Here is a 12,763-nt window from a genome sequence, read left to right on the forward strand (position 1 = left end):
ACACGCAGACCAAACCAAAAGCGGAACCAGCCAAGAAACCCACACGCAGGCCGCTGCTTGACATAGGAGCAATGGTCGCTCGCGCTCAGACGAGGCCGGACTGCTCCACCAGATTGACCATCGTGCGCACCCCGACCGCGAGCGCGCGCTCGTCCAGGTCGAATGTCGGCTGGTGCAGATCGAGCTGCGGCCCGCGTCCCGACCACACCCCCAGGCGGGCCATCGCGCCGGGCACTTCCTCCAGATACCAGGAGAAGTCCTCGCCGCCGCCGGACTGATGGGTGTCGGCCAGCGCATCCGGCCCGAGTGCCTCGATGGCGTGGGTGAAGATGCGGGTGGACAGTTCCTCGTTGACCACCGGGGGCACGCCGCGGCGGTAATTCACGCTGTGTTCCACCGCCAGCGGCGCCAGCAGGGACGAAACCACCTCGCGGACAAGCGCTTCGAGGGTGAGCCAGGTCTCCCGGCTGGCGGTGCGGATGGTGCCTGCCAGAGTCCCGGTCTGCGGGATGGCGTTGGCCGCGACGCCGGCGTTGACCGCGCCCCACACCATGATGGTGCTCTTGCGCGGGTCGATGCGCCGCGACAGCACCCCGGGCACCCCGGTGATCAGTGAGCCCAACGCGTAGACCAGATCGCCGGTCAGGTGCGGCCGCGAGGTGTGCCCACCGGGTGAGTGCAGGGTGATCTCGATGGAGTCCGCTGCCGAGGTGATGGGACCCAGCCGGACCGCCACCTTGCCGACCTCCAGGCGCGGATCACAGTGCAGCGCGAAGATCCGCGCCACCCCGTTGACCGCCCCGGCGGCCACCGCGTCGATGGCCCCACCGGGCATCAGTTCCTCGGCGGGCTGGAAGAGCAGCCGCACCCCCACGGGCAGTTCCGGGGCCGACGCCATCGCCAGACCCGCACCCAGCAGGACGCTCGTGTGGGCGTCATGACCACAGGCGTGCGCGACACCCGGGACGGCCGAACTGAACGGCAGGCCGGTGCGCTCGGCCATCGGCAGTGCGTCCATATCGGCGCGCAGCGCGATCCGCGGCCGATCCTCGGGGCCGAAGTCACAGGTCAGCCCGGTACCACCGGGCAGCACCTTCGGGTTCAGCCCGGCATCAGCCAGCCGGGTGGCGACGAACTCGGTGGTGGCGAACTCCTGGCGGCCCAGCTCGGGATGGGTGTGGATGTGGCGACGCCAGGACACCAGATCGTCGTGGTGGGCGGCCAGCCAGGCCTCGGTGTGCGCGCGCAGGGTCATGAGGCCCTCCGCGCTGCGTGTGCGGCCAGCACCCGGTCGCGCTGACCGGCATCTTCGGCCAGCGCAACGACGGTGCGCGCCAACATGATCGCCCCCTCGACGACGGCCCGGTCCGCACTCGGTCCGGCCGCCGCGGCGGTGAACTCCGGCTGGTGCAGCGACGCGCCGCCGGCATCGATCCCGACGACGGGATGGATACCGGGCAGCAGCGCGGTGACGTTGCCCATATCGGTACTGCCCAGCGGCAGCGCGGCCTCCAGCTCGACCGGCAGCGGGTGCCGTCCGGCGCGCAGCAGCTCGGACCGGAACACCTCGGACAGGAAGGGGTCGGGCACCAGCGCGTCATACGGCGGGGCCGTCTCGCGGATCTCGTGGGTGGCGCCGGTGGCGACCGCGCCGGCCGCGAAGCACCCGGCCATCCGTTCCTCCAGGGATTTCAGCGAGCTCATGTCGGTGGCGCGCATGGTGTAGCGCAGCTCGGCGTGCCCGGGGATGACGTTGGTGGCCTGACCGCCGTCGGTGACGATGCCGTGCATCATCTGCCCGGGTGCCAGCTGCTGGCGCAGCAGGCCGATCGCCACCTGCGCGACGGTCACCGCGTCGGCGGCGTTGACGCCCAGATACGGCGCGACGGCCGCGTGCGACTCCCGACCGGTGTAGCCGACCGCGACCTCGGACAGGGCCAGCGAGCGGGCCGCCGCGATATCGGCGGGCCCGGGATGCAGCATCACCGCGGCGGCGATGTCATCGAACGTCCCGGCGTTGAGCAACAACACCTTCCCGCCGCCGGCTTCCTCGGCCGGGGTGCCGATCAGCACCACCTTCAGGCCCAGGGTGTCGGCCACCTCGGCCAGCGCCAGCGCGGTGCCCACGGCGGAGGCGGCGATGATGTTGTGTCCGCAGGCATGCCCGATCTCGGGCAGTGCGTCGTACTCGGCGCAGATCCCGATCACCAGGTCCCCGCTGCCGTACTCGGCGCGGAACGCGGTGTCCAGCCCGCCGGGGGCGTCGAGCATCTCGAAGCCGCGCTCGGCGACCAGCGCCCGGGTCTTGGCGCAACTGCGGTGCTCGGCGAACGCCAGTTCGGGCTCGGCGTGGATATCGTGCGACAGCGCGATCAGATCGCCACTGCGGCGGTTGACGGCGTCCTCGACGCTCGACGACGCGGTGACCGTGGACATCCTGGCAGTATCTCACTCGTGTCAGATCCTCAGTCCGCCGCCGATGCCGCCGCCCGCGCGATCGGTGAACAGACCGGTGTGCCCGCCCACGATGTCGCCGTCGTGCTCGGGTCCGGGTGGGCCCCCGCGCTGGCCTCGCTGGGTGAGCCGTCGGTGTCGCTGCCGATGGCCGATCTGCCCGGCTTCACCCCGCCCACCGCGGCCGGTCACAGCGGGCAGGTGCATTCGCTGCGCATCGGTGCACACCGGGTGTTGGTGCTGGTCGGACGGATTCACGCGTATGAGGGGCATGACCTGCGCCATGTCGTGCACCCGGTGCGTGCGGCGTGCGCCACGGGCGTGCGCACGGTGGTCCTGACCAACGCGGCCGGCGGTCTGCGCGCCGACATGTCGGTCGGTCAGCCGGTGCTGATCTCCGACCACCTCAATCTGACCGGGCGCTCCCCCCTGGTCGGTGCGCAGTTCGTCGACCTGGTCGACGCCTACTCCCCCGCGTTGCGGGCGGTGGCCCGCGATATCGATCCCGGCCTGGCCGAGGGCGTGTACGCCGGGCTGCCCGGCCCGCACTACGAGACGCCGGCGGAGATCAGGATGCTGCGCACGATCGGCGCCGACCTGGTGGGCATGTCTACGGTGCACGAGACCATCGCGGCCCGGGCGGCCGGCGCCACGGTGCTCGGCATCTCGCTGGTGACGAATCTGGCCGCGGGGATGACCGGACAACCGCTGAACCACGAAGAGGTGCTGGAGGCGGGCCGGCAGTCGGCAACCCGGATGGGTGCGCTGTTGGCGGCGGTCATCGCGCGGATCTAGCCGACCAGGTAGCGCTGCAACGTCGGTCCGATCCACCCGACCACCTCGTCGTTCGTCATCTGCTGCAACGGCGCGAAGGCGAGGACGTACCTGCACAGCACCATCCCGAGCACCTGGGTGGCCGCCAGGCCGGCGCGGATCGGTGCCTGCGCCGGGTCCGCGATGACCGTGCCGATCACCGGGGCCAGCTGCGCGGCGAAGATCGTGCGCATCCGTTCGGCCACCGCCTCGTTGGTGACGCCGGCACGCAGCAGGATGAGCAGTGCCTCATCACGTTCCCACCGCGCGACGAAGTGGGCCGCCAGCGCCGTCCCGACCTCGTCGATCGGAACGTCGGCCAGCTCCGGCAGTTCGAGGTCGAACTCGGCGGCCGCGGCGAACAGGCCTTCCTTGCTGCCGTAATAGCGCATGACCATCGACGGGTCGATCCCGGCGTCGGCGGCGATGGCACGGATGGTGGCCCGCTCGTAGCCATCGGCGGCGAATCGTTCCCGGGCTGCGGCCAGGATCACGGCCTTGGTCTCGGATGCCGAGCGTCTCATGCCAACGATCGTAGGCCAACAACTGTTGACTTGGTGCAATAGCGGGCATATCGTTGCCAACAGTTGTTGGCCAACGCTCGTTGACTAAGGAGTTGCCATGTTCGACGTCCTCATCGTCGGAGCCGGCCCGGTCGGCCTGACCGCCGCGGTGGTGCTCACCCAGCGGGGCCGCCGCGTCCTGGTGGTCGACGACCAGGCCGCCGGAGCGAACACCTCCCGCGCCGCCGTCGTGCACTCACGCACCCTGGAACTGCTCGCTCCCTACGGCGTCACACCCGATCTGGTGAGCCGCGGCGTGCACACGCCGGTGTTCACCATCCGGGACCGTGATTCGGTCCTGCTCACCGTGCCGTTCGGCAACCTCCCGACGCCATATCCGTACACGCTGATGATCTCGCAGGCCGACACCGAAGCGCTGCTGCTCAAGCGGCTGCAGAACCTCGGCGGGCAGGTCCGGCGCCCGGCGGAGGTCACCGCCGTCACGCACCACACCGACGGTGTGATCGCCACCTGTGCCGACGGCGGGCAGATCCACGCGCACTACCTGCTGGGCGCCGACGGTCTGCGCAGCACCGTGCGGCAGGGCGCAGGCATCGGTTTCAGCGGCAGCACCTATGCCGAGTCGTTCGTGCTCGCCGATGTCCGCCTGTCCGGCGGCATGCCTGCTGACGAGGTGGTCCTGTACTTCTCGCCGGCGGGCCTGGTGGTGGTCGCGCCGCTGCCCGACAATCGTCACCGGATCGTCGCGACGGTCGACGTGGCGCCGGCCGAACCCGACGTCCCGTTCGTCCAACGGCTGCTCGACGAGCGTGGCCCGCAGGCACGGCCGGCGATCGTCGAGCAGGTCGTGTGGGGTTCACGCTTTCGTGTGCACCACCGGATCGCCGATGCGTTCCGCGCAGATCGGGTGCTGCTGGCCGGCGATGCGGCGCATGTGCACTCGCCCGCGGGCGGGCAGGGCATGAACCTCGGCATCGAGGACGCCGTCGCCGCCGGCGAGGTGCTCGACCGGGTGCTGGGCGGCGAGCCGACAGCGCTGCTCGACGACTACGCCGCAGCGCGCCACCGCACCGCCGAACGCGTCATCACCATGGCGGGCAGACTCACCGACGTTGCGACCCTGCCCCGCCACCGACGGCCGTTCCGCAACGCCGCCCTGCGGTTGGCCGGCACCGTGCCTGCCGTCCGACGTGCCGCGGCACTCCGGCTGTCCGGCCTGGACCGGCGCTGAAGCAGATCATCTGACAGCGTGCGCAGTGACCGCGGCGTCGCCCCGACGCGCCGCGCGGCGCCGGCTCAGTGCCGCCATCCCCTTGGCCAGGAACGGCGCCGCGAACAGCATCAGCAGGATGCGCACCACCTGGGCGGCGATGATGAAGGTGACGTTGGAGCCGGTCTCGACGGCGGTGGCCAGGACTGCGTACACCCCACCCGGGCTGGTGGCCAGATACCCCTCGAGCAGGGTGAGGCCGGTGAGATGGGCCAGCAGCACGCCGAGACCGGCGGTGGCGACGGTGAGCACGACGATCAGTGCCAACGCCGCCGGCAGCGCCCGGCCGACCGAGCGCAGGGATTCGCGGGTGAACGTCAATCCGGCCTGCCACCCGATCAGCAGATAGCCGAGCTGGACCAGCACGACGGGCACGCTCAGGCCGAACGAGTAGCCGCTCAGCTCGAGGGCGACGGTCAGCGCCAGCGGTCCGAGCAGGCCCGCCCCGGGCAGCCGGATCAGCTTGCCGACCACGGTCCCGACCAGCACCAGCACGACCATGATCGCGACGCTCAGATACCACGGTGCGGCGGCGGTGTCGGTCAGCGGTGAGGCCGCCGGGTGCGATTTGTCGGCGTGGAAGATCAAGGTCACCACCAGTGGCATGGATGCCGTCACGACTCCCACCCGCAGGTACTGCACCACCGAGACCACACGTTCGTCGCCGCCCAGATCGCGGGCAATGGCAACCAGCCCCGAGGCGCCGCCCGCCGTCAGCGCCAGCGACCCGGTCAGCGGGGTGATGTCACGGCGCAGTCCGAGCAGCGCTCCGGCCAGCACGCTGAGCAGCAGGGTGGCCACCGCGACGGCCACCACGACCGGCCAGTCCGGACCGAGGGCGGCCGCCGCGTCCTGGGACACCATCGTGCCGATGTACACCCCGAGCACACCCTGGGCTGCCGTTGCGAGCCGACGTGGCACCCCGGCCGGAGCGAAGGACGTCAGGGCGAGCGCGATGCCGACGACGAGCGCGGCGAACAGCCCCGCCGACGGCACGCCCACCGCGGTGAACCCCACCGTCACGGCCACGCTGGTCGCCGCCAGAACCAACCACTTCGCCGTCGTGCGCGCCTTGCCTGTCAACGATCACTCCCTTCGATGACAAGTATCTCCTTGCCATCGAGGTCATGCAAACTGCACTTTCTTGTAGTAATAGCAAGGTATAACTTGGTATATGACGCACTCGGATCCACCCGCTGCCACCGCGCTGCGGGAATCGGTGATGGCGGTGGCCCGTCAGTTGCGCCGTCATCGCCCCGACCACGGTCTGACGCTGAGCCAGATGCAGGTGCTGGCAGAGGTCACCCGGACCGGCGCCGCCACCCCGGCCGAGCTCGCCACCCGGATGCACGTGCGGGTGCAGTCGCTGACCGACAGCATCAACGGCCTGGTCGCGGCGGGTCTGGCGTCGCGGCGCACCGATGCCGAGGACCGCAGGCGCCAGCTGGTCGAACTGACCGATGCCGGCGCCGACCTGCTCGCCGCCGACCGCGCCGAGCGAGACGCCTGGCTGCACCGGTCGATGCGCGAGAACCTGACCGATCTGGAGTTCGACCTGCTGATGCTCGTCGCCCCGGTACTACGCAAGCTCGCCGACGCCGAGGCAGGCACAATCGGGGCATGACGCAGCCGCGAGACTGGATCGCCCACGACCCGGATCCGGCCACCGCCGCCGAGCTGGCCGGCTGCGACGACGACGAACTCGCCCGCCGGTTCGCCCATCCGTTGACCTTCGGGACAGCGGGCCTGCGCGGTCCGTTGCGCGGCGGGCCGGGCGGGATGAATCTGGCCGTCGTCCTGCGCACCACCTGGGCGCTGGCCCAGGTGCTCAAGCAGCGTTGCCTGGGCGGATCGCCGGTCGTGGTGGGTCGCGACGCCCGACACGGGTCCGAGCAGTTCGCCACCGCCGCCGCCGAAGTCCTTGCCGCCGAGGGCTTCGCGGTGACCTTCCTGTATGCCCCGGCCCCCACCCCGGTGGTCGCCTTCGCGGTCCGCCGACTCGGCGCAGCCGCCGGGGTGCAGATCACCGCATCGCACAATCCGGCCACCGACAACGGCTACAAGGTCTACGGCGACGGCGGCATGCAGATCATCTCGCCCACCGACCGCGATATCGAGGCCGCCATCGCGCGCGCCCCGCATGCCGATCAGATCGCCCGTACTCCGGTCGAATTCGCCGGTGCCGATATCGTCGCCGACTATCTCGAGAAAGCGGCCGCGGTGCGCCGCTCGGCGGGGTCGGTGCGGGTGGCGTTGACCCCGCTGCACGGTGTCGGCGGCGAATTCGCACTCGATGCACTGGCTTTGGCGGGTATCGACGACGTGCACATCGTCGCCGAACAGTTCGCGCCCGACCCCGACTTCCCCACCGTGGCCTTCCCCAATCCAGAGGAGCCCGGGGCCGCCGACCTGGTGCTGGCGGCCGCGGCCGACGAGGACGCCGATATCGCGATCGCGCTGGATCCCGACGCCGACCGGTGCGCCATCGGTGTTCCGACCGCGGGCAGCGAGGGGGCAACGCCCGGCTGGCGCATGCTCACCGGCGACGAAACCGGTTGGCTGCTGGGCGATTACCTGCTCTCCTCGCACCCGGATCCGCAGCACGCCCTGGTGGCCAGCACGGTGGTGTCCTCCCGGATGCTGGCTGCGATCGCCGCCCACCACGGCGCGCGGCACGTCGAGACGCTGACCGGATTCAAATGGCTGGCCCGCGCCGGCGACGGGCTGATCTACGCCTACGAGGAGGCCATCGGGCACTGCGTGGACCCGGATGCGGTGCGGGACAAGGACGGCATCAGCGCCGCCGTACTGGGCTGCGATCTGGTGGCGGCCCTGCGCGCACAGGGCCGCACCCTGCTCGACGCGCTCGACGACCTCGCGCGCCGCCACGGTGTGCACCACACGTTGGCCGTGTCACGTCGCGTCGACGACGCGACCGCGGCGATGACCCGGCTGCGGGCCGACCCGCCGCAGGAGTTCGCCGGGATCGCGGTCGGGGTCGAGGATCTGAACCTGCGCCGCGGGCAGCAGCGCACCGACGGTCTGGTCTTCACCGGCGACGGACTGCGGGTGGTGGTGCGACCGTCGGGCACCGAACCGAAACTGAAGTCCTACATCGAGATCCGCCGCCCGCGCACCGATGACCTGCCCGCCGCGCGCGCCGAGGCCGCGACCCTGGGCGCAGCGGTGCGCACGGTCGTCGAGCGGTTCTAGTCAGCGCGGCCCGAACTGCCGGTCACCGGCGTCACCCAATCCCGGCACGATGTAGGCGATCTCGTTGAGCCCGTCGTCGATCGTCGCGGTGACGAGCCGGATTCCGGGCGCAACCTGTTCCAGCGCGGCGATCCCCTCCGGTGCGCAGACCACGCAGATCGCGGTGATGTCATCGGCATTGCGCTCCTGCAGCAACCCGAGGGTGTGCGCCATCGATCCCCCGGTGGCCAGCATCGGGTCGAGCACGAACACCGCACGGCCGCGCAGATCATCGGGCAACGAGGCGAGATACGGCGTGGGCTGGTGGGTCTGCTCGTCGCGGGCGATCCCGACGAATCCGACCTGGGCCTCGGGGATGAGCGCGTGCGCCTGGTCGACCATGCCCAGCCCGGCCCGCAGTACGGGCACCAGCAGCGGCGGGTTGGCCAGCCTGGTGCCGTCGGTCTCGGTCAGCGGGGTGCGCACCCGGATCGACTCGGTGGCGGCATCCCGGGTCGCCTCGTAGACCAGCATCAGGGTCAGGTCGCGCAATGCCGCACGGAAGGCGGCATTGTCGGTGCGTTCGTCGCGCAGGGCGGTCAGACGGGCTGCGGCCAGCGGGTGATCGACGACATGGACATCGATGGGATCCATGGGCTGAGAGACTAGTCGGCCCGGCGGTCGAAAACTCGATGGAACCGAAGCGGCGGCGGCTGCGTCATAACGGCATGTTCGCTGATACCGCGGCCATCGCAACCCTGGGCACCGAGCTGCGGCGGCTGTCCGCCGACCTGGACGCCGTCGCCGCCGCCCTGCCGGGGGTCGCACCGGCCTGCGCCGCCGCCCTCGGACCGGTGGGCGCCGAGTTCATGACCGCGTTGACCACCGCGCTCGATGCGACGGCGCAGTGGGCCGCGCGGCTGAGCGCGGCCCTGGACGCAGCGGCCGGTGCCGCGGCCGGTGGCGCGGCCGCCTACATCGGCGCCGAACAGCATGCCGTCGCCGTCCTCGCCATCTGACATGCCCACCGCCCTCAGCGCCCCGCTGCACCAGCTGCTGGCACAGCTCGGGCCCGGCGATGCCGCCCGGCCCGCCGTCGACCTGCAGCGGCTGCGCGCGCACCTGTCCGACCTCGGCGCCGCCGTCGCCCGGCTCAGCGAGCGGCTGCAGCACGCGTGGGCCGGGCCGGCTGCCGCCGCGGCGACCGACCGGCTGGACCAATTGGCCGCGGCGCTGCACACGCTGGCCGGAGAACTCGAGGCGATGGGTGGCGAGGTCGACGCCGCGGCGCAGCAGGTCAGCGTCGCCCGGGCCGAGCTGGAACGGCTGATCGCCGACTTCGAGGCCCGGGCCACCGCGCTGGAGGCGCAGCCCGGCGGCAGCGCGGCACTGCCCGGGGAGGCCCAGCACGCGCAGGCGACCGCCGGACAACTTGTCGACGGCCTGCGTGGCGCACTGGCCGGCGGGGCGCAGGCGATGCCGGCCGCGGGTGGGTTCGGTGCGGTGCCCGGCGTCGGCGGCTTCGGCCCGGGCCCGACGGCCTGGGGTGGTTCGGGTCCCGGTGAGGCGGTCCTGGCCGCGCACCGCGACACCCCGCGGCCCGATGCCGCCGAATTCGGCGCGGGGGTGGCGGTGCGCCTGCCCGACGGCACCTCGGTGCAGGCGCCGAATGCGGTGGCCGCCGGGGCGGTGCGGCATGCGCTCACCCAGCTCGGCGTGCCCTATCAATGGGGCGGCACCACCGCGGGCGTCGGGCTGGACTGCAGTGGGTTGACGCAGTGGGCCTACCGCGAGGCCGGCCTGACCCTGCCGCGGCTGGCCCAGGAGCAGGACATCGGCGCGGCCGTCGATGCCGGTTCGCTGCGACCCGGCGACCTGGCGGTCTGGGACGGTCACGTCGCGATGATCGTCGGCAACGGGACGATGATCGAGGCCGGTGACCCGGTGCAGTTGTCGCCCATCCGCACGACCAACGCCGGCCAGGGATTCCAGGGCTTCTGGCGGCCGACCGCGTGAGGTGCGGTCGCTGTCCCAGGGTGTGGCCCGAAACCGCTCAGCATGCATCGTTACGCTATGCCGCATGGCGGCTGACATCGTGCCGGTCCGGCTCGGACTGACCAATGGCGACCTGTACACCCTGTGGGCTCCGCGCTGGCGTGATGCCGGCGACGAGTGGGAGGCGTTCCTCGGCAAGGACGAGGACATCTTCGCGTTCGAGTCGGCCGCCGACCTGGCCGCATTCGTGCGGACCAACGATGACAACGACCTGACCGATCACCCGGCCTGGGACAGGCTCACCAAAGCTAACGCGCACCGGTTCGATCCGGCCGAGGATCAGCAGCACGACCTGATCGGCGTGCCCGAGGTCGTCGCCGAGAAGCCCACCGCCGATTCGGTCGCTGCGCTACGCGGCGCGCTGGCGCTGGTGTCGGCCATCGGCAACGTGTGCGAGCTACCCACCATCACCAAGTTCTTCAACGGCAACCCGGTGCTGGGCACCCTGGGCGGCGGTATCGAGGCCTTCGAGGGCCGCGCCGGCCGCAAGCGGTGGTCGGAGATCGAGACCGTCATCGGCCGCGCCTGGGACGGTGTCATCGACACCCTCGACGCGCTGGTGAGCACGCCGGACGTGGACGAGGCCGAATCGGCCAAGGCCGCCGCCGAACTCGACGAGCCCGCACCCGAAGAGGACGACATCCTGGTCGACGACGATGACGACGTGGTCATCGAGGGCGTGGTCGACACCGAGGAAGAGGAAGATGCTCTCGAGGCCGAGGCCGAGCGTCAGGTGCTCGGCGGCGACGAAGACTTCTGGACGCAGGTCGGCATCGACCCGATCCGCATCATGACCAGCGGCGGCACCCTCTACACGCTGCGCTGCTACATCGGCGACGAGCCGCGCTTCCTCGGCCGCAACGGCCGCATCAGCGTCTTCAGCTCCGAACGCGCGCTGGCCCGCTACCTGGCCGACGAGCACGAGAGCGACCTGTCCGGCTTCAGCTCCTACGAGATCATCCGGACCGCCGCCACCGACGGCTCGCTGCGCGTCGAGGTCACCGACGAGAACATCTACGTGCTGTCCGGCCTGGCCGATGACATCGCCGACGGTCCCGAGGCCGTGGACCGTGACCAACTCGACCTGGCGCTGGAATTCCTCAGGGACGTCGGCGATTACGCCGAGGACCCGAGCGTGTCCAAGGCGCTGGCCGCCGACCAACCGCTGGGCGCCTTCGTCGACCACGTGCTCGACCCCGGCAAGCCCAAGCCCAAGGGCTCCACGGCCGCCGCGGTGGAGCAGTGGGAGGAACTGGAGCGCTTCACCGAGTCACGGCTGCGCGCCGAGTGAACTGCGGAGTTTCAGCCCTAAAGAGTCCGGCCGAAACCCCACAAGTCAGCCGATCAGCACCGCGTACCGCGGCTTGATCACCCCGTCGATGAGCGCCAGTCGCTCGTCGAAGTGCAGGAACGACGACTTCATCGCGTTGATGGTGAATCGCAGCAGGTCGCTCCAGCCGTAGCCGAACGCCTCGACCAGGCGCAGCATCTCCTGGCTCATGGTGGTGTCGCTCATCAGCCGGTTGTCGGTGTTCACGGTGACCCGGAACCGGGCGCGCGCCAACAGATCGAACGGGTGCTCGGCGATGCTGCCGACCGCGCCGGTCTGCACGTTGGAGCTCGGGCACAGTTCGAGCGGAATTCGCTTGTCCCGCAGCAATGCTGCCAGCCGGCCCAGCTGTAGGGTGCCGTCCTTGGCCACCGTGATGTCGTCGGCGATGCGCACCCCATGCCCCAACCGGTCGGCTCCGCAGAACGCGATCGCCTCGTGGATGGAGGGCAGCCCGAACGCCTCGCCGGCATGAATGGTGAAGCGCGCGTTGTTGCTTCGCATGTACTCGAAGGCGTCCAGATGCCGGCTGGGCGGATACCCGGCCTCGGCGCCGGCGATGTCGAATCCGACCACCCCGCGGTCGCGGAACCGTACGGCCAGTTCCGCGATCTCACGGGACCGGGCTGCATGACGCATGGCGGTCACCAGACAGCGCACCACGATCGCGCGCCCGGCCCCGGCCGCCGCCTTCTCGCCCTCGGCGAATCCGTCGAGCACCGCGTCGACGACGGCGTCCAGCGACAGGCCACCGTCGATGTGCAGTTCCGGAGCGAACCGCACCTCGGCATAGACGACGTTGTCGGCGGCGAGGTCCTCGACGCACTCGTAGGCCACCCGGTGCAACGCCTCCGGGGTCTGCATCACCCCGACGGTGTGGGCGAACGGCTCCAGGTAGCGCTCCAACGACCCGCTGTGGGCGGCCGTACGGAAGAAGGTCGCCAGCTCGTCGGCGTCGGTGGTGGGCAGGCCCTCATATCCGTTCTGCTGCGCCAGATCGAGCACGGTGGCCGGCCGTAACCCCCCGTCGAGGTGGTCGTGCAGGAGGGCCTTGGGGGCCTGTTCGATGAGGTCGAGCGTCAAAGGCGTACTCATCTGTCCATCTTCCTCGCGCAGGCAAGAACC

Annotated in this window: 13 protein-coding genes; 7 read left to right on the forward strand and 6 right to left on the reverse strand. The window is 70.9% G+C overall.

Annotation, left to right across the window (positions count from 1 at the left end; translation table 11 throughout):
- Positions 1-85: 85 nt before the first annotated feature.
- Positions 86-1,255, reverse strand: coding sequence for an amidohydrolase (locus BST17_RS13615; RefSeq protein ID WP_083058745.1), 1,170 nt, complete (start codon positions 1,253-1,255; stop codon positions 86-88).
- On the reverse strand, positions 1,252-2,436 hold the full coding sequence (locus tag BST17_RS13620) for a M20 family metallopeptidase (protein ID WP_083058749.1): 1,185 nt from the start codon (positions 2,434-2,436) through the stop codon (positions 1,252-1,254). Before BST17_RS13620 ends, BST17_RS13615 begins: the two co-directional genes overlap by 4 nt.
- An 18-nt stretch (positions 2,437-2,454) precedes the next feature.
- Here BST17_RS13620 and BST17_RS13625 point away from each other — a divergent pair, with 18 nt between their 5' ends.
- Positions 2,455-3,249, forward strand: a complete 795-nt coding sequence (locus BST17_RS13625) for a purine-nucleoside phosphorylase (protein WP_083058752.1) — start codon at positions 2,455-2,457, stop codon at positions 3,247-3,249.
- Here the strand turns inward: BST17_RS13625 and BST17_RS13630 are convergent.
- The gene (locus BST17_RS13630) at positions 3,246-3,791 is read right to left on the reverse strand and encodes a TetR/AcrR family transcriptional regulator (RefSeq protein WP_083058754.1); all 546 of its coding nucleotides are present in this window, start codon (positions 3,789-3,791) and stop codon (positions 3,246-3,248) included. The two genes, BST17_RS13625 and BST17_RS13630, sit on opposite strands and share 4 nt — an antisense overlap.
- Positions 3,792-3,888: 97 nt before the next feature.
- Between BST17_RS13630 and BST17_RS13635 the strand changes: the two genes are divergently transcribed.
- The gene (locus tag BST17_RS13635; RefSeq protein ID WP_083058757.1) at positions 3,889-5,022 is read left to right on the forward strand and encodes an FAD-dependent oxidoreductase; all 1,134 of its coding nucleotides are present in this window, start codon (positions 3,889-3,891) and stop codon (positions 5,020-5,022) included.
- 6 nt (positions 5,023-5,028) lie between these two features.
- Here BST17_RS13635 and BST17_RS13640 read toward each other — a convergent pair whose 3' ends face one another.
- The gene (locus BST17_RS13640) at positions 5,029-6,144 is read right to left on the reverse strand and encodes an AbrB family protein (RefSeq protein WP_083058761.1); all 1,116 of its coding nucleotides are present in this window, start codon (positions 6,142-6,144) and stop codon (positions 5,029-5,031) included.
- 91 nt (positions 6,145-6,235) lie between these two features.
- Between BST17_RS13640 and BST17_RS13645 the strand changes: the two genes are divergently transcribed.
- Both BST17_RS13645 and BST17_RS13650 read left to right on the forward strand, forming a co-directional pair.
- Positions 6,236-6,685: a MarR family winged helix-turn-helix transcriptional regulator gene (locus BST17_RS13645; protein WP_083058764.1), complete on the forward strand. Its 450-nt coding sequence runs from the start codon at positions 6,236-6,238 to the stop codon at positions 6,683-6,685.
- Entirely contained in the window at positions 6,682-8,274 is a 1,593-nt protein-coding gene (locus BST17_RS13650; protein ID WP_083058767.1) for a phospho-sugar mutase, read from the forward strand. The genes BST17_RS13645 and BST17_RS13650 overlap by 4 nt, the downstream gene beginning before the upstream one ends.
- Here the strand turns inward: BST17_RS13650 and upp are convergent, their stop codons facing one another.
- Positions 8,275-8,898 carry a uracil phosphoribosyltransferase gene (gene upp / locus BST17_RS13655; RefSeq protein ID WP_083059235.1) on the reverse strand — a complete coding sequence of 208 codons (624 nt, stop codon included), beginning with the start codon at positions 8,896-8,898 and terminating at the stop codon, positions 8,275-8,277. It abuts the gene before it with no gap.
- Positions 8,899-8,981: 83 nt separating this feature from the next.
- On the opposite strand from upp, the gene BST17_RS13660 reads away from it, so the two are divergent.
- The 3 genes from BST17_RS13660 to satS all read left to right on the forward strand — a co-directional run bounded on the left by BST17_RS13660 (position 8,982) and on the right by satS (position 11,599).
- Positions 8,982-9,272, forward strand: a complete 291-nt coding sequence (locus BST17_RS13660; RefSeq protein WP_083059237.1) for a hypothetical protein — start codon at positions 8,982-8,984, stop codon at positions 9,270-9,272.
- A gap of 1 nt (position 9,273) precedes the next feature.
- Positions 9,274-10,269, forward strand: coding sequence for a C40 family peptidase (locus tag BST17_RS13665; protein ID WP_083058771.1), 996 nt, complete (start codon positions 9,274-9,276; stop codon positions 10,267-10,269).
- A 64-nt stretch (positions 10,270-10,333) separates the two neighbouring features.
- Entirely contained in the window at positions 10,334-11,599 is a 1,266-nt protein-coding gene (gene satS / locus BST17_RS13670; protein ID WP_083058775.1) for a protein export chaperone SatS, read from the forward strand.
- Between the two features lie 45 nt (positions 11,600-11,644).
- On the opposite strand, the gene BST17_RS13675 is transcribed toward satS, so the two are convergent.
- Complete coding sequence (locus BST17_RS13675) at positions 11,645-12,733, reverse strand: adenosine deaminase (RefSeq protein ID WP_083058778.1); 1,089 nt, start codon at positions 12,731-12,733, stop codon at positions 11,645-11,647.
- Positions 12,734-12,763: the final 30 nt, after the last annotated feature.

Origin of the sequence: Mycolicibacterium bacteremicum (assembly GCF_002086115.1) — a bacterium.
Lineage (GTDB): Bacteria > Actinomycetota > Actinomycetes > Mycobacteriales > Mycobacteriaceae > Mycobacterium > Mycobacterium bacteremicum.

Excerpts from the sequence above, each read along its gene's own strand:
- BST17_RS13615 (WP_083058745.1), bottom strand. The coding sequence starts at position 1,255 with ATGACCCTGCGCGCGCACACCGAGGCCTGGCTGGCCGCCCACCACGAC.
- BST17_RS13620 (WP_083058749.1), bottom strand. The coding sequence starts at position 2,436 with ATGTCCACGGTCACCGCGTCGTCGAGCGTCGAGGACGCCGTCAACCGC.
- BST17_RS13630 (WP_083058754.1), bottom strand. The coding sequence starts at position 3,791 with ATGAGACGCTCGGCATCCGAGACCAAGGCCGTGATCCTGGCCGCAGCC.
- BST17_RS13635 (WP_083058757.1), top strand. The coding sequence starts at position 3,889 with ATGTTCGACGTCCTCATCGTCGGAGCCGGCCCGGTCGGCCTGACCGCC.
- BST17_RS13645 (WP_083058764.1), top strand. The coding sequence starts at position 6,236 with ATGACGCACTCGGATCCACCCGCTGCCACCGCGCTGCGGGAATCGGTG.
- BST17_RS13650 (WP_083058767.1), top strand. The coding sequence starts at position 6,682 with ATGACGCAGCCGCGAGACTGGATCGCCCACGACCCGGATCCGGCCACC.
- BST17_RS13660 (WP_083059237.1), top strand. The coding sequence starts at position 8,982 with ATGTTCGCTGATACCGCGGCCATCGCAACCCTGGGCACCGAGCTGCGG.
- BST17_RS13665 (WP_083058771.1), top strand. The coding sequence starts at position 9,274 with ATGCCCACCGCCCTCAGCGCCCCGCTGCACCAGCTGCTGGCACAGCTC.
- satS (WP_083058775.1), top strand. The coding sequence starts at position 10,334 with ATGGCGGCTGACATCGTGCCGGTCCGGCTCGGACTGACCAATGGCGAC.
- BST17_RS13675 (WP_083058778.1), bottom strand. The coding sequence starts at position 12,733 with ATGAGTACGCCTTTGACGCTCGACCTCATCGAACAGGCCCCCAAGGCC.